Annotated in this window: 14 protein-coding genes; 4 read left to right on the top strand and 10 right to left on the bottom strand. The window is 72.5% G+C overall.

The features are described from left to right. The first annotated feature begins 36 nt into the window (after nucleotides 1-36). The gene (locus ABZ370_RS26370) at nucleotides 37-654 is read left to right on the top strand and encodes a flavin reductase family protein (RefSeq protein WP_358625560.1); all 618 of its coding nucleotides are present in this window, start codon (nucleotides 37-39) and stop codon (nucleotides 652-654) included. Here the strand turns inward: ABZ370_RS26370 and ABZ370_RS26365 are convergent. Beyond that, complete coding sequence (locus ABZ370_RS26365) at nucleotides 629-2029, bottom strand: MFS transporter (RefSeq protein ID WP_358625424.1); 1401 nt, start codon at nucleotides 2027-2029, stop codon at nucleotides 629-631. The genes ABZ370_RS26370 and ABZ370_RS26365 overlap by 26 nt on opposite strands. Nucleotides 2030-2126: 97 nt before the next feature. Between ABZ370_RS26365 and ABZ370_RS26360 the strand changes: the two genes are divergently transcribed. Beyond that, nucleotides 2127-3206 (top strand): helix-turn-helix domain-containing protein, encoded by a 1080-nt coding sequence (locus ABZ370_RS26360; RefSeq protein ID WP_358625422.1) that lies wholly within the window; start codon nucleotides 2127-2129, stop codon nucleotides 3204-3206. On the opposite strand, the gene ABZ370_RS26355 is transcribed toward ABZ370_RS26360, so the two are convergent. Genes ABZ370_RS26355 through ABZ370_RS26340 form a run of 4 tightly spaced genes read right to left on the bottom strand, consistent with a single transcriptional unit; the run spans nucleotide 3128 to nucleotide 8012 of the window. Further along, nucleotides 3128-4180 (bottom strand): Zn-dependent alcohol dehydrogenase, encoded by a 1053-nt coding sequence (locus ABZ370_RS26355; RefSeq protein WP_358625420.1) that lies wholly within the window; start codon nucleotides 4178-4180, stop codon nucleotides 3128-3130. The two genes, ABZ370_RS26360 and ABZ370_RS26355, sit on opposite strands and share 79 nt — an antisense overlap. A 40-nt stretch (nucleotides 4181-4220) precedes the next feature. Continuing rightward, on the bottom strand, nucleotides 4221-5699 hold the full coding sequence (locus ABZ370_RS26350) for an aldehyde dehydrogenase family protein (protein ID WP_358625418.1): 1479 nt from the start codon (nucleotides 5697-5699) through the stop codon (nucleotides 4221-4223). Next, on the bottom strand, nucleotides 5696-7060 hold the full coding sequence (locus tag ABZ370_RS26345; protein ID WP_358625416.1) for an acyl-CoA dehydrogenase family protein: 1365 nt from the start codon (nucleotides 7058-7060) through the stop codon (nucleotides 5696-5698). The genes ABZ370_RS26350 and ABZ370_RS26345 overlap by 4 nt, the downstream gene beginning before the upstream one ends. Nucleotides 7061-7100: 40 nt before the next feature. After that, complete coding sequence (locus ABZ370_RS26340; protein WP_358625414.1) at nucleotides 7101-8012, bottom strand: SDR family oxidoreductase; 912 nt, start codon at nucleotides 8010-8012, stop codon at nucleotides 7101-7103. Nucleotides 8013-8135: 123 nt separating this feature from the next. Between ABZ370_RS26340 and ABZ370_RS26335 the strand changes: the two genes are divergently transcribed. Beyond that, complete coding sequence (locus ABZ370_RS26335; RefSeq protein WP_358625413.1) at nucleotides 8136-9062, top strand: cyclase family protein; 927 nt, start codon at nucleotides 8136-8138, stop codon at nucleotides 9060-9062. A 287-nt stretch (nucleotides 9063-9349) separates the two neighbouring features. Here the strand turns inward: ABZ370_RS26335 and ABZ370_RS26330 are convergent, their stop codons facing one another. The 3 genes from ABZ370_RS26330 to ABZ370_RS26320 form a co-directional block, all read right to left on the bottom strand. After that, nucleotides 9350-9961, bottom strand: coding sequence for an ATP-binding protein (locus tag ABZ370_RS26330; RefSeq protein WP_358625411.1), 612 nt, complete (start codon nucleotides 9959-9961; stop codon nucleotides 9350-9352). 504 nt (nucleotides 9962-10465) lie between these two features. After that, nucleotides 10466-11455, bottom strand: coding sequence for an acyl-CoA dehydrogenase family protein (locus ABZ370_RS26325; RefSeq protein ID WP_358625558.1), 990 nt, complete (start codon nucleotides 11453-11455; stop codon nucleotides 10466-10468). 8 nt (nucleotides 11456-11463) lie between these two features. Next, on the bottom strand, nucleotides 11464-12627 hold the full coding sequence (locus ABZ370_RS26320) for an acyl-CoA dehydrogenase family protein (protein ID WP_358625409.1): 1164 nt from the start codon (nucleotides 12625-12627) through the stop codon (nucleotides 11464-11466). 177 nt (nucleotides 12628-12804) lie between these two features. Here ABZ370_RS26320 and ABZ370_RS26315 point away from each other — a divergent pair, with 177 nt between their 5' ends. Continuing rightward, nucleotides 12805-14352 carry an AMP-binding protein gene (locus tag ABZ370_RS26315; RefSeq protein ID WP_358625407.1) on the top strand — a complete coding sequence of 516 codons (1548 nt, stop codon included), beginning with the start codon at nucleotides 12805-12807 and terminating at the stop codon, nucleotides 14350-14352. Nucleotides 14353-14398: 46 nt separating this feature from the next. Here the strand turns inward: ABZ370_RS26315 and ABZ370_RS26310 are convergent, their stop codons facing one another. Further along, nucleotides 14399-17086 carry a protein kinase gene (locus ABZ370_RS26310; protein ID WP_358625405.1) on the bottom strand — a complete coding sequence of 896 codons (2688 nt, stop codon included), beginning with the start codon at nucleotides 17084-17086 and terminating at the stop codon, nucleotides 14399-14401. 161 nt (nucleotides 17087-17247) lie between these two features. Beyond that, on the bottom strand, nucleotides 17248-19371 hold the full coding sequence (locus ABZ370_RS26305; protein WP_358625403.1) for a serine/threonine-protein kinase: 2124 nt from the start codon (nucleotides 19369-19371) through the stop codon (nucleotides 17248-17250). Nucleotides 19372-19401: the final 30 nt, after the last annotated feature.

The raw sequence follows: 19401 nt of genomic DNA, 5'->3' as shown, positions 1-19401 counted from the left end.
GCAGGGAAAGGGAAAACCATGATGGGACACGCCGGAATGGCCGCCACCGCCGTCCGCTATCTGCGCGCTGCGGGCTCGCCCACCACCGCCGGGCCACCGCCTCCGCCCGGCGCGCGCCGCGCACTGCGCGCCGTCCAGGAGGATGAGCGCCCGCCCCTGAACCCGGCGGAATTCCGCCGGGTCCTGGGCCACTTCGCGAGCGGCGTCACCGTGATCGCGACCACGGACGAGGCGGGCCCGACCGGCTTCGCGTGCCAGTCGTTCACGTCACTGTCCCTCGACCCGCCGCTGATCGCCTTCATGGTCGCCCGTACGTCCACGACCTGGCCCCGTATCGCCCGCAGCGGCGTCTTCTGCGTCAGTGTCCTGGGCGCGGCGCAGGCCGGGCTGTGCCGGTCGTTCGCGATCAGTTCGGCCGACCGCCCGGACAAGTTCGCGGGCGTCCCCCATACTCCGTGCCCGGTGACCGGTTCCCCGCGCCTCACGGGCGCCCCCGCCTGGATCGACTGCACCGTCCACACGGTCCACACCGGCGGCGACCATCTGGTGGTGGTGGGCCGGGTGTGCGCCCTGGACACCGACGAGCAGGCGGCGGCCGACGGCCCCCTGCTCTTCCACCGCGGCGCGTTCACAGAACTGGCACCGGGTCTTTAGCCTCACCGCGCCGGATCATCAGCGACATCAGCGCCGCCACCGCGCACAGTCCGCCCGCACCGATCCAGACCAGGTCATACGATCCGAACGCGTCCCGGGCCATGCCCCCGACGAATGCCACGAGCCCCGCGCCCACCTGGTGCGACGCCAGCACCCACCCGAACACGATGGCGCTGTCCTCGCCGTACCACTCCCGGCACAGCGCGATCGTCGGCGGCACCGTGGCCACCCAGTCGAGCCCGTAGAAGACGATGAAGAAGATCATCGGCGGGTGCACCGCGTCGTCCAGCAGCAGCGGCAGGACCATCAGGGACAGTCCCCGCAGCGCGTAGTACCCGGCCAGCAGCCGCCGTGCGTCGAAGCGGTCGGTGAACCAGCCGGAGGCGACCGTCCCCACGATGTCGAAGACGCCGATCACCGCGAGCAGACCCGCGGCCGCCGTCACCGGCATGCCGTGGTCGTGTGCGGCGGGTACGAAGTGGGTCTTGACCAGGCCGTTCGTCGAGGCGCCGCAGATCGCGAACGTCCCGGCCAGCAGCCAGAACGTACCCGTCCGGGAGGCCGAGACGAGGGCCGTCACGGCACGCCGGGCGGCATCGCGGCGCGGGGCGGGCCGGGCGGCGGGCGGGCCGTCGACCCCGTACGCGGCGAGCCCGACATCGGACGGGTAGTCGCGCAGGAGCAGCCATACGCACGGCACGATGGCGAGCGCGGCGACCGTGACGATCATGGCGGCGGGACGCCAGTCGTGCTGCCGCTCCATGATCCAGGAGAGCAGCGGCAGGAAGACGAGCTGGCCGGAGGCCCCGCCCGCGGTGAGGATGCCGGTGACCAGGCCGCGCCGTGCGACGAACCACCGGTTGGTGACGGTCGCGGCGAAGGCGAGCGCCATGGAACCGCTGCCGAGGCCGACGAGCACGCCCCAGCACAGGATGAGCTGCCAGGGGGCGGTCATGTAGACCGTGAGACCGCCACCGGCGGCGATGAGTATCAGCGCGGCGACGACGACCCGGCGGATGCCGAAACGATCCATCAGGGCGGCGGCGAACGGCGCGGTGAGCCCGTAGAGCGCGAGGTTGACGGAGACGGCGAAGCCGATGGTGCCGCGCGACCAGCCGAACTCCTCGTGGAGCGGGTCGATCAGCAGCCCGGGCAGGGAGGCGAATCCGCCCGCCGCGACGATCGTCACGAAGGTGACGGCGGCGACCAGCCAGGCCCGGTGCGGACGGCGTACGCGGGCCCGCCGGGTCGGCTGCTCGTCCTGCCCGGGTACCTGTTGTCCGGAGGCCTGTCGTCCGGGCTCCTGATGTCCAGATGCCTGGTGTCCGGGTGCCTGGTCTCCGGAGGCCTGGTGAGGTCTGGTTGTCTGCGTCACCCGACCAGCATCGGGCGGCGGTTCAGCACGGACGAGTGGCCCGTGGGACAGCATTCGCTAGGATCGGGCCATACCACTGCGACGAGAGGCCGGACCCATGCCCCAGCCCGGGATGACCGAAAAGCTCCATCGCGTCGTCGTGCTCGCCCTGCCCGGCGTGATCCCCTTCGAACTGGGCATCCCCTACCGGATCTTCGGCCAGGCCCGCTCCGCCGGCCGACCGCTGTACGAGGTGGTGACCTGCGCCCCCGAGCCCGGTCCGGTCCCCACCGACGCCGACTTCCCGATCATGGTCGAGCGGGGCCCGGAGGCCCTGGTCGAGGCGGACACCATCGTGGTGCCCGCCTCGTACGCGCTCGGGCCGGTCAAGGAGGAGGGCCGGCTGACCGCACCGCTCGCCGCCGCCCTGGCCCACGCCCGCCCCGGCGTCCGCTGGGTGTCCATCTGCACCGCCTCGTACGTCCTCGCCGCCGCCGGACTGCTCGACGGCCGCCCCGCCACCACCCACTGGGCCAGCGCCGACCACTTCCAGCGGCTCTTCCCGTCCATCGCGGTCGATCCGGATGTGCTGTTCGTGGACGACGGCGATGTCCTGACCTCCGCCGGAGTCGCCTCCGGCATCGACCTGTGTCTGCACCTCGTACGCCGCGACCACGGCACCGCCGTCGCCAACAAGGTCGCCCGGCGCAGCCTGGTGCCGCCGCACCGCGACGGCGGCCAGGCCCAGTACATCCGGCGCCCGGTGCCCGCGCCGCAGCAGGCCACCACCACCTCGGCGCGCGCCTGGGCGCTGGGCCGCCTCGACCGTCCTCTCACGCTGCGCGACCTGGCCGTGCAGGAGTCGATGAGCGTCCGCACCTTCACCCGCCGCTTCCGCGAGGAGGTCGGCGTCAGCCCCGGCCAGTGGCTGACCCAGCAGCGGGTGGAGCTCGCCCGGCAACTGCTGGAGGACACGGATCTGTCGGTGGACCAGGTCGCGCACGACGCGGGCTTCGGCACGCCCGCGTCGATGCGGCAGCATCTGCAGGCCGCGCTCGGGGTCTCCCCCACCGCGTACCGGCGCACCTTCCGGGCCTCCGGCTCGGGCGGCGGACCCGTTCAGAACGTGAGCACGGCCCGTGCCACCCGTCCGCCGCGGGCGTCGTCCACGGCCTTGGGGAAGTCCTCCACCGGGTAGACGCGGGTGACGAGTTCGTCCAGCAGCAGCCTGCCCCGCCCGTACAGCTCCGCGTACAGGGCGATGTCGCGCTGCGGGCGGGAAGATCCGTAGCGGCAGCCCAGGATGGACTTGTCCAGATAGAGGGAGGAGACCCGGAAGGCCGCCTCGGCGTCCGCGGGCGGGACCCCGAGCAGCACCGCCTGACCGTGCCGGTCGAGGAGGTCGACGGCCTGCCGGATGAGTGTGGTGGAGCCGACGCATTCGAAGGCGTGGTCGGCGCCGGTGGGCAGGATCTCCCGTACAGCGTCGGGCGTACCGGCGAAGTGGGTGGCGCCGAAGAGCTTGGCCAACGGCTCCTTGGCCGGGTTGTTGTCGACGGCGACGATGGTGGTGGCCCCGGCGATCCGGGCCCCCTGGAGGACGTTGAGCCCGATGCCGCCGGTGCCGATGACGACGACCGACTCGCCGCGGTCCACCCGGGCCCGGTTGAGGACGGCGCCGACGCCGGTGAGGACGCCGCAGCCGATGAGGGCGGCCGAGGTGAGCGGGATCTCGTCCGGGATCTTCACCGCCTGGACGGCCGTGACCAGGGTGCGCTGCGCGAACGCCGAGTTGGAGGCGAAGTTGAACAGCCGCTCCCCGCCCGCACGGCGGAAGGGGCGGCCCGGTCTGCCGATCGCGGCGCGGCACATGGTGGGGCGGCCGCGGTCGCAGTCGGCACAGGTGCCGCAGTTGGCGAGGGTGGAGAGGGCGACGTGGTCACCGGGCGCCACATGGGTGACGCCGGGCCCCACCGACTCGACCACGCCCGCACCCTCGTGGCCGAGCACCACCGGCACGGGAAACGGAATGGTGCCGTCGATGACGGACAGATCGCTGTGGCACAGCCCGGCGGCGGCGACGGCCACCAGCACCTCGCCCGGGCCCGGGTCGCGCACCTCCAGGTCGTCGACCACCCGTGCCCCGGCACCGTCGAAGACCACACCTCTCATGCCGCTTTCCCCCTTCTCTCCCACGCTTCTCGGGTCCTCATCAGGAGGCCCAGACCACCGACTGGAGTTCGCTGTACGCGTGCAGCCCGAACGAGCCGCCATCGCGGCCGACACCGCTGTACTTGAAGCCGCCGAACGGCGTCTCGGGGTGGCGCTGGACCGTGTTGATGCCGACGTTTCCGCTGCGCAGCCGGGCGGCCAGCGCCCAGGCGCGGCCCGCGTCGGCGCTGAAGACGTAGTCGTAGAGGCCGTACGAGGTGCCGTTGGCGATCCGCACCGCCTCGTCCTCGTCGTCGAAGGGCAGGGCCACGACGACGGGGCCGAACAGCTCCTCGCGGGCCACGGTCATGCCGGGAGCGGCGTCGACGACGAGGGTCGGCGCGACGTAGAACCCGGACTTGACGGCGGGGCGTTCACCGCCGGTGACGATGCGGGCACCCTCCTGACCTGCACCGACGAGGTACGCCTCGACCCGGTCGCGCTGCGCGGCGGAGATCAGCGGGCCCACGACCGTGGAGTTATCCACAGGGTCCCCCACGATCAGTGACGTTGCGTAATCTGTGAGTGCGGCGACCACCCGCTCGTACAGCGATCGATGTACGAGCACCCGAGTCGGCGCCGTGCAGATCTGCCCGCTGTGGAAGGAGAAGGTCGAACCGACCGCCCCGACCGCCGACGCGATGACTCGCTTGTCGGCGTCCCCAAGGACGATGGCCGCACCCTTGCCCCCCAGTTCCATCAGGGTGCGTTTCATCGAGTGGCCTGCGGATTCGGCGATCTTCTTCCCCACGGCGGTAGATCCGGTGAAGCTGACCATGTCGACACCGGGGTGCGCGACCAGCGCCTCGCCCGCGGCCGCGCGCGAGCCGGTGACGACATTGAAGACACCGTCAGGGAGCCCGGCCTCGGTCAGCAGCGGGCCGAGTTCGAGACAGGCCAGCGGGTCCTGCGGGGCCGGTTTGGCGACGACCGTATTGCCCATGGCGAGCGCCGGGGCGACCTTGCCCGCGAGATTGGCGAGGGGAAAGTTGTAGGAGGTGATACAGGCGACGACACCCACCGGACGGCGGACCGCCGCCGCGCCGATCAGCCCGCCGGGCGCCAGCGGGCTGGCGGCGACCGGCAGCGGGGCGAGCGGGACGGTGTCCGGTTCCATCGCGCCGCGCGCGTAGCGGCGGAAGCGGTCGGCCGCGGGGGGCACTTGGAGGGCCGCGGTGACCCGCAGGGTCGCGCCGGTCTCGGCCTGGACGAGGGGCACCAGGTCGGGGGCGCGCTCGGCGAGCAGGTCGGCCGCGCGGTCGAGTACGGCGGCGCGCTCCCGGGGGGCGGCGCGCGACCAGCCGTCGTACGCGGCCCGCGCGGCCCGCACCGCGGCGTCCACATCGGCCTCGTCGGCCTCGGGCGCCCGCCCGACGGTCTCCTCGGTGGCCGGGTTGACGACCGCGTAATGCCCGGCCCCGGGCGCCCGCCAGGAGCCGCCGATCCAGTGCCCGTACGTCTTCTGCTCGTACGTTGTCATCGGGGCTCCCTCGGGAGGTGGAGTACGCGCTCGGCGATGATGTTGCGCTGGATCTCGTCCGAACCGCCGTAGATAGTGTCGGCGCGGGAGAAGAGGAAGAGGCGCTGCGCGGCGTCGAGTTCATACGGCCTGCCCTCGGTCCAGCACACCGGCCCGAGCACGGCCGCGGCGCCCCGCACCCGCACGGCCAGCTCGCCCAGCCGCCGGTGCCAGCCACCCCACAGCAGCTTGGCCACACTGGCCACCCCGTCGTCCTGCGACGCGGGGCGAGGGGGAGCGGGGCGAGGGGGACTTGGGGCGGGGGTGGAGGAGGCGGGAGGGGAGGGGGTGGGGGTGGGGGTGGGGCCCCCGGAGACGGGATTCCGGGCGGCGCCCAGCGTGCGCAGGGCGTTCCAGCGCATGACCTTCAGCTCGGCCCACTGCTGTATCAGCTGGTCGCGCAGTACGGGTTCGTGCGCGGCGCCGGTTTCCAGGGCCTGGCGTATGACGCGGTCGAGTTCCTGGGCGAAGCCGATCTGCTGGACCAGGGTGGAGACTCCGCGTTCCACGGCGAGCAGGCTCATGGCCATGCTCCAGCCCCGGCCCGGGCCGCCGACGAGGTGGTCGGGGTGGGCGAGCGCTCCGTCGAAGAACACCTCGTTGAACTCCGCGGTGCCGGTGAGCTGCCGGATCGGCCGGACCTCGATGCGTCCCGGCTGGTCCATCGGCACCAGCAGGAAGGAGAGTCCGTGATGGCGTTGTGATCCGTCCTCGGTGCGGGCCAGGACGAAGCACCAGTCGGCTTCGCGGGCGTGGGAGGTCCAGATCTTCTGGCCGGTGACACGGTAGGTTCCGTCGCCCGGGTCGCGGACGGCGCGGGTGCGCAGTCCGGCGAGGTCCGAGCCCGCGTCGGGTTCGCTGTAGCCCTGGCACCAGAGTTCCTCGCCGCGGGCGATGGGCGGCAGGAAGCGGGCGCGCTGGGCGGCGTCGCCGTGTGCGAGCAGAGTGGGGGCGAGCAGGTTCTCGCCGATGTGGCCGAGTCGGGCGGGGGCTCCGGCGCGGGCGTATTCCTCGGCCCAGACGACCTGTTGGGTGAGAGTGGCGGCCCGGTTTCCGTAGGTCCCGTGAGTCTTATGGGTCCCGTGAGTTCTCTGGGTCCCGTTGGTCTCATGAGCCTTGTGAGGCCCGTTGGTCTCGTGGGTTCGGTCCCAGCCGAGTCCGATCCAGCCGCCGGCGCCCAGTTCGCGTTCCCAGGCGCGCTGGGTGGCGGCGTCGGCAGCGGCGTTCGCCGATTCCGTGAAGCGGCCGGTCAGATGGGTGTCGAGCCAGGCGCGGGCCTCGTCGCGGAAGTGTTCGTCCCCGGGCCCGAAGGCGAAGTCCACGGCCTCTCCCCTTCCTCACATCGCACGGTGGGCGTGCGGGTCACGCGTTGGGGCGCTGGTCGGCCGCGGCGGCCCGGGCCATGGCTTCGAGCTGGGCCAGCAGCGGCATGGGGTCGGTGCCGACCGTGCCGGGCAGAAAGTCGGCGATCTTCTCCGGGGTCCAGGCGCCCTCGGCGTATCCGGCGCGCAGTTCTCTCGGCTGGGCCCAGACCGCGATCTTGGGGCCCGCGATCGTGTAGACCTGTCCGGTGATCTTCTCCTCGCGGGCCCGTTCGCTCAGCAGGTAGACGACCAGCGCCGCGACATCCTCCGGTTCGCCGATCTCCTTCAGTTCCATCGGCACATTGGCGGACATGCGGGTACGGGCGACCGGGGCGACGCAGTTGGCCGTGACGCCGTATTTGTGCAGGCCGAGTGCGGCGCTGCGGACCAGCGAGATGATGCCGCCCTTGGCCGAGGCGTAGTTGGCCTGCGCGACGCTGCCCTGGTGATTGCCGCTGGTGAAGCCGATCAGAGTGCCGGAGCGCTGCCGCCGCATCACCGCGGACGCGGCGCGGAAGACGGTGAAGGTGCCCTTGAGGTGGGTGGCGACGACCGGGTCCCACTCCTCCTCGGTCATGTTGAAGAGCATCCGTTCGCGGAGGATTCCGGCCACGCACACCACACCGTCGAGCCGTCCGAACCGGTCCACGGCGGTGTCCACGATCCGCTGGCCACCGGCCATGGTGGAGACGTCGTCGGCGACCGCGACCGCCGCTCCGCCCGCCGCCGCGATCTCCTTGACCGCCGCTTCGGCGATCTCGCTGGTGGGTTCGCCGCCCTCGACCGAGACTCCGTAGTCGTTGATGACGACCTTCGCGCCCTCGGCCGCGCAGGCGAGGGCCACGGCGCGTCCGATGCCGCGTCCGGCCCCGGTGACGGCGATCACCTTGCCGTCCAGGAAGTTGCCCACGTCGCGTCCCCTCCCGCAGTTTCTGACGGACCGTTAGATTTTTGAGCAGACCCGCTCCGAGTACAAGCCCTGGAACGGAACCGACCGAGGAACCGACCGAGGGAACCGACTGAAGGAGGCGCCATGTCGCTGCCGCCCGAGTTCCACGACATCGCCCAGCGCGTCAACAACTGGGGGCGCTGGGGCGCCGACGATGAGATCGGCACGCTCAACCTGATCACCGACGCGGTGGTCCGGGACGCGGCCGCGGCGGTGCGCACCGGACGCCGCGTCCCGCTCGCGGTTCCGCTACGGCAGGACGGCATCCAGACCGGGATGATCCCCGGAAGGGTCAACCCGCTGCACACCATGGTCGCCGTGAACGCCGAGATGTTCGGCCCCGATACGGTCGCCACCAGCGACGACGCCGTGACGATGGGACTGCAGTCCGGCACCCACTGGGACGGGCTGGCCCATGTCTCGCACTCCGGCCGGATCTACAACGGCCGCCCCGCCGCCTCCGTCACCGCCCACGACCGCGCGGCCTTCAGCGGCATCCACACGGCGCGGCACATCGTCTCGCGCGGGGTGCTGCTCGACGTCGCGCGCGCCCGGGGCGCGGACCGGTTGCCCGAGGGGCATGCCGTCACCCCCGAAGACCTCGCCGCCGCCGAGGAACTGGCCCGGGTCACGGTCCGGTCCGGCGACATCGTGCTCGTCCGGACCGGGCAGATCCAGCGGTATCTCGCGGGCGAGCGGGAGGCGTACGCGTTTCCGTCGCCGGGTCTGTCGCTGCGTACGCCCGAGTGGTTCCATGCCCGTGACGTGGCCGCGGTCGCCAACGACACGCTCACCTTCGAGATCTTCCCGCCGGAGATCGAGGACCTGTGGCTGCCCGTCCACGCCCTCGACCTGGTCGAGATGGGCATGCCGCAGGGCCAGAACTGGAACCTGGAGGAGCTGTCGGCGACCTGTGCCGAGGAGGGGCGCTACACCTTCCTGCTGTCGGCCACTCCCGAGCCGTTCACCGGCGGGACCGGTGCCCCGGTCGCGCCCGTGGCGATCCTCTGACGCCAGAGGTGAGATCAGAGGGGAGATCAGAGGCGACACCCGGGGTGACATCCGGGGCGCGAGGGGGCGGGTGGACGGGTCTATCGGGCGGCGGTGCGCTCATGCACACCCCGAGCACGGCATCGCGCACCGCCACCCGGCTCCGGCGCCGAGCCCTGATCAGACGCCGGGCCGCGACCCGCACTCGCCAAGGAACGGCCTCGCGAACACACGGTTCACGTAAGACCCACAGCCCTCGGCGTCCCCTCGCGACGAATCGCTGATCCTAGAGTGATCACTCGGCCACGTCACGTCAACACCTGGTCTGGACTTTGTGGGTTCCGGCCCAGATGCGAGGGCGCACGGGAGGCGCCATGCCCCGTCAGAAGGGGCTTTTCGCGCGCCCCGTGATCGTCGCGCTCGACGCGCTCCGCGCCGTCCGCGCACTCTTTCCGCCGATCGCGGTCGATTTCGCACCAAATGCGCTTGCCCGCGCCCTCGGGCTGCCAGCCCCAGCGATCCGCGAGGCCGTCGACCAGCTCCAGCCCGCGACCGTTGGTGGCCTCCTCGTCGGCGCGGCGCTGACGCGGGGCGCGGGCGCTGACGTCCGCGACCTCGACCCGGACGGTGCCCAGTTCGGGCCCCTCGTCCGCGGCGGACTCCGCGGACCCGTCACCGCCGCCGCCATCCCCACCGGCGGTGCCGCTCTGCGCGGGGAAGCGCATGCGCAGCACGGCGGGACAGCCGGTGTGCACCACGGCGTTGGTGACGAGTTCGGAGATGAGCAGGATCAATGTCTCGGCGAGCGGCTCATCGGCCCCGATACCGGACCCGGCGAGCCGCGAACGCGCCCACCGACGGGCGCGGCTCACCTCCGCGGGGTCGGGCCGAACCTCCATCTGCATCTGAAGCACCTGCACCGCTCACACCATCCGAACCGGCGGACACATCGCCTCATACCTCCAAGAGGTCCTCCAGGAGGTCACGGAACGTGACTCTCCCCCGGCTGCCGCCGGGAGGTACCCCCTTGCGAGAAAGCATGGTTGACGTACAGTCACCCCAACAAGCGCTTCGGTCATATTCCAGCGCCAAGGAGTATGCGTGGGGCATACTGTGCGACGCACGCCCCGAGGACTCGAACAGCGAGGCTTTGCCGGAGCGCGCCCCGTGCGAGCGGGGCACATCGGCGTGCCCGGAGTCGCCCCACGGGCCACGCCGGGTTCGTTGTACCCCAAAACCGCTCGCACCCAACGGAGAGTACCCGAGCCGGAGCCCGACTCCGCCCTGTGACGAGTCACGCCTAGGAAACAACCCGATATCAACGCTCGGTCACCTCAAAGCCTCCGGGGATCTCTCCCAGAGAATGCGACATCCCAACAATTCAGGCGTATCCATGGAGCCGGGTTACAAACCTGTTTCACCGGTCAACAAGAGTCCGGCAGGAGTCCGGCGGCGAGTTCCTCCTCGGCCGCGGCCGCCGTCTGCCACTGCCCGGCGCGCACCCAGGCCCGTTTGAGGTGCAGATGGACATCGGCTTCCCAGGTGAAACCCATCCCCCCGTGCACCTGAAGACAGTCGCGGGCGTTACGGACGGCCGCCTCGTCGGCGAGCAGTTTGGCGGCGGCGATATCACTCGCCTCTTCTGTGACCGCGGCGGCGTACACCACACTTCTGGCTGATTCGGCGCGTACGAGCATCCGCGCGCACAGGTGCTGTACGGCCTGGAAGGCGCCGATCGGACGGCCGAACTGCGAGCGCGCCGTGGCGTGGTCGACCGCCATCCGGACCGTACGGGAGGCGCTGCCGAGCTGTTGGGCGGCGGTCAGCAGGGCCGCCTCGCGGCGCAGCCGGGCGGCGGCGCCGGTGTTCCGCGCGGCCCCGGGGGTCACGGCCGGTGGGTGCACCCGGTGCAGTGGCGTGGCCGGGTCGACGGAGCGGATGCGCCGTGCCGAGTCCCCGAGCGCGGCCGCCGGACACACCTCGGCGTCCTCGCCGTTCAGCACCAGCACGGCGTCGGCCGCCGCCAGATGCTCCACCAGCCGGTCCGCCCCGGCCTCGTCGGTGCCGAGGTCCAGCGCGGTGATGACGGCCGACCCGTCGGCGGCGTGCGCGGCGCCCAGGCCCGCCGCGAGCTGGGTGGCGACCAGCGGCCCCGGGAGCAGCGCGCGGCCCGCCTCCTCCATGACCAGCACCGCCTCCGGCAGTCCGAGCCCCACCCCGCCCGCCGCCTCGGGCAGCCGCAGCGCGAAGAACCCCACCGTGCCGAGCTCCCGCCACAGGGCGCGGTCCGGCCCTGCTCCCACCCCGGGGCCGTCCACCACCGCCCGTAACCGGGCGCGCGGGAAGCGCCGTTCCAGCAGTTCGCGCGTTCCGTCCCGCAGCGCCCGCTGGTCGTCGTCAAGCTGGAAGTCCACGGTCCGGGTCACCGCCCCTTCGGCAGGCCGAGGATGCGCTCGGCGACGATGTTGCGCTGAATCTGCGAGGTTCCGGCCGCGATGGTGTACGAGAGGGACGACAGCCGGTCCGCGACCCACTCGTGCCCGGCGTCCAGCGCGTCCGGGCCCAGTACCTCGGCGGCGGCCTCGTACAGCTCCTGCCGTACCTCCGAGAAGCGGAGCTTGAAGACCGAGCCGCCGACGCCCGGCACCCCGCCGGTGCGCTGCGCCTCGCTCACGTTCCACTGGGTGAGCCGCCACAGCGCCGCGCAGTCGGCGGCGAGCCTCCCGAGCCGCCGCCGCAGTACGGGGTCGTCCCAGCGCCCGTTGGCCTTGGCGGTGCGGGCCAGGGCCTCCAGTACCCGTCGGCAGGCGACGACCTCGCCGACGAAGGCCGTGCCGCGTTCGAAGGAGAGGGTCACCATGGTCACCCGCCAGCCGTCGTTCTCGGCCCCGATGCGGTGGTCGACGGGCACCCGCACCTCGTCGAGGAAGACCTCGGCGAACTCGGCGGTCCCGGCGAGGGTGCGCAGCGGCCGTACGGTCACGCCGGGCGCGTCCATCGGCAGGGCGAGCCAGGTGATGCCCCGGTGCTTCGGCGTGTCGGGGTTTATGGGCGCGGTGCGGACCAACAGTTCGCACCAGTCGGCGATTTCGGCGTGCGAGGTCCAGATCTTGCTGCCGCTGACGAGGTAGCTGTCGCCGTCCCGTACGGCCCGGGTGCGCAGGGAGGCGAGGTCGGACCCGGCGTCGGGTTCGGAGAAGCCCTGGCACCAGACCTGGTCGCCGCGGAGGATCGGCGGCAGCCAGCGGGCCCGCTGGGCGGGGGTACCCTCGGCGGCGATGGTGGGGCCCGCGTGCAGCAGGCCGACGAAGTTGGCGCCGACGTAGGGGGCGCCCGCGCGTTCGGTCTCCTCCAGGAAGATCAGGTGCTGGGTGGGAGTGGCGCCCCGGCCCCCGGCGTCCTCGGGCCAGTGGAGTCCGGCGTATCCGGCGTCGTACAGCATGCGCTGCCAGCCGCAGTCGTAGGCGCGGCGGGCGGGCCAGTCGGCGGGGTCGGGGCGGTCGGGCAGGGTGGGGAGGACGTTCGCGAGCCAGGCGCGCAGTCGGCGCCGGAAGTCCTCCTCGTCCTCGGTGCAGGCGAGATCCATCGGCGGCCGTCCTCACGTTTCTGATGACTCGTCAGACCAGGCGGCAGGGGAAGGCTAGTCCGCGCCCCCTGGACCGACAAGACAGTCGGCCTTACGCTTCCCGCATTATCTGACGAGACGTCAGGTCTACGAAAGACGTCAGATCTACGGGTAGGCCACGGGCCACGGGAGGCCGCGATGACCGACACCGCACATGCCCTCGGCGCGTCGGCGACGCTGTGGGAACTGCTGGAGCGGCGTGCCGAGCTCACCCCGGACGCCCCCGCGCTGATCCAGGCCGCCGCCAGCGGCCGGTACGACCGGCGGCTGACCTTCCGCGCCCTGCTCACCCGCGCGGAGCGCACGGCGGCCGGGCTGTACGCGATGGGGGTGGGCCCCGGCAGCCGGGTCGCCTGGCAGCTGCCCACCCGGCTGGAGACGGTCGTGCTGACCATGGCGCTGGCCCGGCTGGGCGCCGTACAGACCCCGCTGATCCCGTACTACCGCGACCGCGAGGTGGGGTACGCGCTACGGGCCTCCGGCGCCCGGTTCTTCGCCGTCCCCGGGACCTGGCGCGGCTTCGACCACACCGCGATGGCGCACCGGCTGGCCGCGCGGCTGCCCCGGCCGCCGCGCGTCTTCGAGGCGTACGACGCGCTTCCGGTGGCCGACCCGAAGGCGGCGAAGCTGCCGCCGCCGCCCACCGATGGGACCGCCGTCCGCTGGATCTACTGGACCTCGGGCACCACCTCCGACCCCAAGGGCGTGCTGCACACCGACCGCAGCCTCATCGCCGCCGGGTCGTGTCTCGCCCACGCGCTGCGGCTCAGCTCCGACGACGTCGGGTCGATGGCCTTCCCGTACGCCCATGTCGCCGGGCCCGACTACACGGTGATGCTGCTGCTGTACGGCTTCCCCGCCGTGCTGCTGGAGCACTTCGCGCTGCCGGACTCCCTCTCCGCGTACCGGCGGCACGGGGTGACGGTCGCGGGCGGCAGCACCGCCTTCTACTCCATGTTCCTGGCGGAGCAGCGCAAGGACCCCGCGCACCGGCTCATCCCGACGCTGCGGCTGCTGGCCGGTGGCGGCGCCCCCAAGCCGCCCGAGCTGTACTACGAGGTGGTGCGGGAGCTGGGGTGCCGCCTCACCCACGGGTACGGGATGACCGAGGTTCCCATGATCACGATGGGGTCGCCGGACGACGGTGACGAGCTGCTGGCGACGACGGAGGGGCGCCCGCCCGCGCAAATGGAGATCCGCGTCGTGGACGGGGAGGTGCGGCTGCGGGGCGAGGCGGTGTGCGCCGGATATCTGGACGAGGCACAGACCCGGGAGGCGTTCGACGCGGACGGCTTCTTCCGCACCGGCGATCTCGGCCATGTGACGGCGAGCGGTCATCTCGTGCTCACGGGGCGCGCCAAGGACATCATCATCCGTAAGGGCGAGAACATTTCCGCGAAGGAGATCGAGCAGTTGCTGTACCGGCATCCGGATGTGGGGGATGTGGCGGTGATCGGGCTGCCGGACGCGGAGCGGGGCGAGGTGGTGTGCGCCGTGGTGGAGCAGCCGGTGGGGGCGGCGCCGCTGACCGTGGAGGGCGTCGGTTCCTATCTGCGCGAGGTGGGGCTGTCGGTGCACAAGGTGCCGGAGCGGGTGGAGGTGGTGGACGCCCTGCCGCGGAACGAGACGCTCCGGAAGGTGCTGAAGTACCGGCTGCGGGAGCGGTTCGGGGGCGCGGTGCGCTGAACGGTTCGGGGGCGCGGTCCCCGCTGAGGCGGGCGTATCAGCCGGGTCAGCCCGTCGTGCTGTACGTGGCCGTCGCCTGCTCGAAGTGCTTGTTCACCGCGCGGCGCTCGTCGGCGGGGCCTATCGCCAGGACCACGTGGTAGCGGCCGCCGATCAGCATCGCCAGGTTGCGCGCGTACACGGTGCGGCCGCTGCTGTCCCGCCAGCTGAACTGGCCCTCGGCCATCGCCGTCTGCCCGACGTCGATCCGTTTCAGCCCGGAGGACGACGCCCACGCCGAGTCGCGGAACGCGGCCAGTTCGGCCTCCCGGTTCTGCTGGTACGCCATCGGGTCGCCGCCGAACTCGGACACCTTGTCCCGCCCGGCCACGATCACCAGCTCGATGTCGCCGCCGATGTAGCGGACCTGGCCGCGCGCGTTCTCGCCGCGCCGGGTCCAGTCCTCGTCGACGGCGACGGTGAAGCCCTTGGGGTCCTTGCGGACCGCGAAGCCCTTGGCGAGTCCGGCCGGTTCGGTGGACTGGGGTTCATCGGAGCCCGGGTCCGCCGTGCCGTCGTCGCCCTTGCCCGCCTCACCGCCCTTACCGGCCTCGCCCGCGGGTGACGCCGGGTCGTGGACGCTGGTGGGCGCGGGACTCCCGGCGCCCGCCGAGCCCGTACGGTCCTGGCCGCCGGTGTCCTCGTCGCGCGGCATGAACATCATCGCGTACAGCACCGCCGCCGCCAGGCCCAGCAGTATCAGCAGGAGCAGCATCCGCCCCAGCCTGCGCGGCTTGCGGCCCTCAGTCTGCTCCCGCCGCGGGGCCGGGCCCGGTTCGGGCGCGGGCTGCTTCGCCCGCTTGTGCCGCCCGTGCGCGGCCGCCGCCGCCCGGTCCGGGCGGCCCCGGCCCTTGCGCACCAGCCAGCCGCGGCGGCGCACGATCGGCAGCCGGTTGGGGTCGGACGCGCCTCCCGGGCCGAGCGACGGAACGGTGACCGTGCTGCTGCCGACGTCCGGTTCCGGCGCCGACCTGATCAGCGAGCGCAGCCAGCCGCGCAGCTCCTCGAAGTCGGGCCGCTCGGTGGGGTCCTGGCGCATCAACGACTCGACGACGGGGCGCAGCGGACCGCACTCCTCCGCGTAGGCGGGCGCCTCCGCGCACACCATCTGCACCAGCTCGGCGGCGTGCTCCTCGGGGTACGGGGCGTGGCCCTGGACGGCGCGGAAGAGCAGGACGCCGAGCGCCCACAGGTCGGCGGCCGGGCCGACGGGCGGCGCCAGCTGCCAGTTCTCGTGGACGGGACCGGCCTGCTCGGGCGCCCAGCGCTCGGTGACGGCGCCGACCACGACGATCCGCGCCTGCCGGGCCCGTTCGGCGGCGAGCGCGGTGGTGGGGCCGCGCGGCGGGCCGCCGTCCGCCGTGCCGCCGCCGTCCCAGGAGCCGCCGCCGTCCTCCCGGTTCGGCTGCCGGGGCACCACGACGGCGCCTTTCGGCGCACGGGAAGCGGAACCGGAAGCAGCAGCGGAAGAGGAAGCGGAATCGAAACCGGAACCGGAGGTGGTGCCGGGCCAGGGCGCGCCGCCGGTGAGCGGCCCCGGCTCCTGGGCGGGGTGCCGGGGGGTGGCGTCGGCGTTGGCCCGTGCGGCGGCCGCGCGGGCTCCTGCCGCGTACGCGGCGATGGCCTTCGCCCGTGCGGCGCGCGCGGCCGCTCCCGGTGCGTCGTCCGCGGCGCCGCCCTGTGGGTCGTCTCCCGCGCCCTGCGCCGGAATGTACCCGGACCCGTCGGCGGCCCATTCGTCTTTGGACTCCGGCCCGTCCCAGGCGCCCGGACCGATGCCCATGCCGCCCACGTCCGGGCGCCGCCCGTGGTGTTCGTGCGGTCCGGCCGACTCCGGGTAGCCGTGCGCACCGGGCCCCTGGTCGGCGTCGTCCGCGCCGCGCGGAGCGGGGAAGCCGCCCGCCATGCCCTGGTCGCGGTAGACAGGGCCCCGCGCGGCGTGGTGCCGGTCGGGGTCGGCGCTCTCGTAGCCGTGCGGCAGGGCCGGGGTGGGGGCGGCGGCGATGGGAGTGCCGTCGGGCGGCGTGGGGGTATACCCCTCGTCCTCGGCGGCCGTGCCCCGCGGCGACGCGGGCCCGGCACCGGGCCCGGCCGGGCCCCCGTCCAACGGCCTCGGCACCGGGTCGTAGCCGCACAGCGCCTCCTCCGCCGCGCCCGCCGCCAGGCCCATCAGCATCGCGCGGCCGTCGTCGCACAACAGCACCGTGCGGGTGGTGATGTTGCGGTGCGTCCAGCCGTGGGCGTGGAGCGCGCGGAGCGCCGTCAGCACGTCGTTGGCGACCTCGGCGGCGCGGTGCGGGGACAGGTTCTGCTCGGTGAGCAGCGCGGCGAGCGGGCGCCCGGCGACGAGCTCGCTGACGATCCACAGGCTTCCGGCCTCCGCGAAGACATGGAAGACCTGGCCGAGCCTCGGGTGGTCGGGGACCTGCGCCGCGGCGGTCGCCGCGTCCAGGGCGCGCCGTACGGCGGGGTCGCCCGCGCCCCGGGCGGCCGCCCCGCCCGGCGCCCGGCCGGGGTGGCCGTCGTCGTCGACGACTTCGGCGTCGACGACCTCCGGAAGCGGTATCTGCCGCAGATGGACCTGTTGTCCGCTGTAGGTGTCGAAGGCGCGGGTCTCGACGAACTCGTACGCGTCGGCGGGCGGCACGGGCAGGCGATAGCGGTCGGCCAGCACCCGGCCCGCGAACTCGTCCACGACGCCTCCCCTGGCGCACGATCGGCGCGATCAACGTCCCTTTATGCGATCAGCACAGTGCTATCCGTCAATTGTGGTCGTTTTGGCGGGTTCATGCGACTGCGCACGGTCTACGGGCACTCACGATACGGGCCCGCGCGACGCTTCGCCGACAGGAGTGCTCAGTCCGTGATGTCGAAGGTTTTGAACGCCGTGTCGCGCAGCGTGCGGCACTCCTTGTCGTCCCACTTGCTCGCCTCGCAAGTGATCATGATGGAGAAGCCATGGCTGTCGTCGACCTTGAAGCCGCGGTTGAGGACGCGTACGTGCTTACCGTCCTGGTCACGCTCGAACTCCCAGTCCGCGACGGTCGGGTAGCCGCGCCACTGGACCGACTTGATGCCGAGGCCCTTGTACCCGGACATGCTGCTCCGCGCGGCGGCCTCGCCCTTGCGCCACTCGGCGGCCGCGTCGGACTTCGGGGAGGAGGTGAAGTCGATCTGAATACGCGGGATGCTGGAGCCGCCGTAGTACTTTCGGCTGCCGCTGTAGCTCCCGTCGTGCACCGACCATCCCTTGGGCATCGCCATGGTGAAGGGGAAGTCGGAGCTGCTGACGGTCTCGTAGCCGCCGGGCACGGAGGCGTCCTTGCCTTCCCCCTTGCCGCCGCTTCCGCCGTCGTCCCCGCTTCCGCCCTTGCCCTTGCCTTTACCGCTGTTGTCGTCGTCCGCGTCGTCGCCCTTGGACTTGTCGGCGTCGGTCTGCTCCGTCGATCCGCCGGAGGTCTTGCCGTCCGGGGACTGGCTGTTCGTCCCGCCGGACGCGCCCGCGTCCTTGCCGCTTTGCCGGTCGTCCGAGGCCCCGGCCGAGGCCGACGCCTTGGCGCCGGACGCGCCCTTGGCGTTCTTGTCGTCCTCGCCACCGTTGAGGGCGATGGCCAGCACGGTGCCCACGATGACGACCACGACCACCGCGATGATGATCAGCGTCCGCTTGGACACCACATCGGTGATCGGAGCGCGCTGCGGCACCGGGGGGTACGAGCCGGACGCGCCCTCGGGCTTCCCGGAAGCGGAAGACGAGGGAGAAGAGGGAGCGGAACCGGCGGCGGGCTCCCCCTTCTTCGATGCCTTCGGGGCCTTCGAATCCTTCGAATCCTTCGAAAACGAAGCGGCGGCCGCGGAGGCCTTCGAGGACGGGGAGGAAGCGGAGGACGGTGAGGACTTCGAGGCCTGCGGCGATGCCGCGGACTTCGCCGACTCGGCCTTCTTCGACGCCTCCGGCTTCTTCGCCGAGTTCGCCTTCTGCTCGGTCTTCGCGTTCCGCGCGGACTTCAGCGCACCCCGGGCCCGCTCCGCGACAGCCGCGGACTTGGCCCCCGCGGCCGCCTCGTCCTCCGCCGAGGGGGCGGGCGGCAGGGTCATCGTGCGGGTCGCGTCGGGGGCGGGCTTCGGCCCGGCGTCCTCCGTGGCGCTCAGGGCGTGCTCCAGCAGGACCCGTGCGCCGTCATCGTCCAGTCGCTGGTCGGGGTCCTTGTTGAGCAGGCCGTAGATGACCTCCTCCAGCGGACCCGCGTTCTTCGGCGGCTCGACCGGCTCGGTCATCACCGCGGTGAGGGTCGCTATGGCCGTGCTCTTGTCGTACGGCGGTACGCCCTCGACCGCTGCGTACAGCAGGCCGCCCAGCGACCACAGGTCGGCCGGCGGGCCGGGCTTGTGGCCGCGGGCCCGTTCCGGGGAGATGTAGGAGGGCGCGCCGACGAGCATGCCGGTGGAGGTGACGGACGGGTCGCCCTCGACCTGCGCGATACCGAAGTCGGTGAGGACGACGCGGCCGTCGTCCGAGATGAGCACGTTGGACGGCTTCACGTCACGGTGCAGGATGCCCGCCTGGTGCGCGGCGCGCAGCACGTCGAGGACGGCGAGCCCGACCTCGGCGGCGCGCTGCGGGGTGAGCGGCCCGTCGTCCCGGACGGCATCGGCGAGCGAGCGGCCCTCGATCAGTTCCATGACGATCCACGGCCGGTCGTCCTCGTCGACCACGTCGTAGACGGTGACGGCACCGTTGCTGCGGATACGGGCGATCGCCTTCGCCTCGCGCAGCGTGCGGGTGATGAGCCGTCTCTTCTCGTCTTCCTCGACGCTGGACGGGAAGCGCAGCTCCTTGACCGCGACCGTACGGCCGAGGGTCTGGTCGCTCGCGCGCCAGACGGTGCCCATGCCGCCTTGACCGAGGATCTCCCCCAGCCGGTAACGCCCGGCGAGGAGGCGCCCAGTCGAACCCTGCGTCTTCTCAGCCTCCGACATGCGACCCCTCTGCAAATCAACCCACCCTGA

The organism is Streptomyces sp. NPDC005962 (genome assembly GCF_040629205.1).
Taxonomy (GTDB): Bacteria; Actinomycetota; Actinomycetes; order Streptomycetales; family Streptomycetaceae; genus Streptomyces.
Note: the sequence above shows the minus strand (reverse complement) of the source record. Positions and strands in the feature narration are given on the sequence as shown.